Source organism: Nonomuraea sp. NPDC049028 (assembly GCF_043197735.1).
Classification (GTDB): Bacteria; Actinomycetota; Actinomycetes; order Streptosporangiales; family Streptosporangiaceae; genus Nonomuraea.
Window position 1 is genome coordinate 1 of sequence record NZ_JBICTR010000044.1, and the last position, 1190, is coordinate 1190.

Below are 1190 nucleotides of genomic sequence, written 5' to 3' on the forward strand. Positions count from 1 at the left end.
GCGGTCGAAGGTGGGGCTGGCGATTGGGACGAAGTCGTAACAAGGTAGCCGTACCGGAAGGTGCGGCTGGATCACCTCCTTTCTAAGGAGCACCGGTCGGTGACGGAAGTTGCCGATCTACGCCGGGGTCAGAAGCGTACGTCTTCTGCTCGGCAAGCTCATTAGTGGAGCACTGGCTACTCAACCGGTTCGCACCGGTTCGGACTGCTCGTACCGCCTGCTCTCTTCGGAGGGTGGGAGTGGGAGCGCAGGCTCGGAGGGTGCGGCTGGTTGGACACACTGTTGGGTCCTGAGGAAACGGACCTGGGACTGCGACCGCATCCCACCACCCACGCCAGGGTCGCCCGTAAGGGACGACGCTCCTGGCGCCGGGTCGGCGGGGTGGGGCGTCGGCGGAAGTCGGCGCCTCGTGCGGTGGGCAGTCCCGTGGTTTGTGGATACCTCATGCAGGACCGTCTTCTTGCTATACCGGCTCAGCGAGTGTGCTGGGTGTTTGGTGGCTTGGTGAGATGGTTGCTGTTTGTTGTTTGAGATTTGCATAGTGGACGCGAGCATCTTTGTGGCCAAGTTTTTTAGGGCACACGGTGGATGCCTTGGCATCAGGAGCCGATGAAGGACGTGGGAGGCTGCGTTAAGCCTCGGGGAGTCGCCAACCAGACGTTGATCCGGGGATGTCCGAATGGGGAAACCTAGCACCAGTCATGTGGTGTTGCCTCCGCCTGAATGTATAGGGCGGTTGGTGGTAACGCGGGGAAGTGAAACATCTCAGTACCCGTAGGAAGAGAAAACAAGAGTGATTCCGTGAGTAGTGGTGAGCGAAAGCGGATGAGGCTAAACCGGGCGTGTGTGATAGCCGGCAGGCGTTGCATGTCCGGGGTCGTGGGACCCTCTTAAGGGAGCTGCCGCTTTCTTGGACAGTGATAAATCGATGGGTTAGTCGAAGCCTCTGGGAAGGGGCGCCGTAGACCGTGAGAGCCGGGTAGGCGAAAATCTGTCGACTGTTTGAGGGGATCCCAAGTAGCACGGGGCCCGAGAAATCCTGTGTGAATCTGCCAGGACCACCTGGTAAGCCTAAATACTCCCTGGTGACCGATAGTGCACGAGTACCGTGAGGGAAAGGTGAAAAGTGCCCCGGTGAGGGGTCGTGAAATAGTACCTGAAACCGTGTGCCTACAAGCCGTAGGAGCTTA

Annotated in this window: 2 rRNA genes; both read left to right on the plus strand. The window is 59.2% G+C overall.

The features are described from left to right. Positions 1-82, plus strand: a 16S ribosomal RNA gene (locus ACGFJ2_RS59310); the annotation flags it as partial. Between the two features lie 479 nt (positions 83-561). Next, a 23S ribosomal RNA gene (locus ACGFJ2_RS59315) occupies positions 562-1190 on the plus strand; the annotation flags it as partial.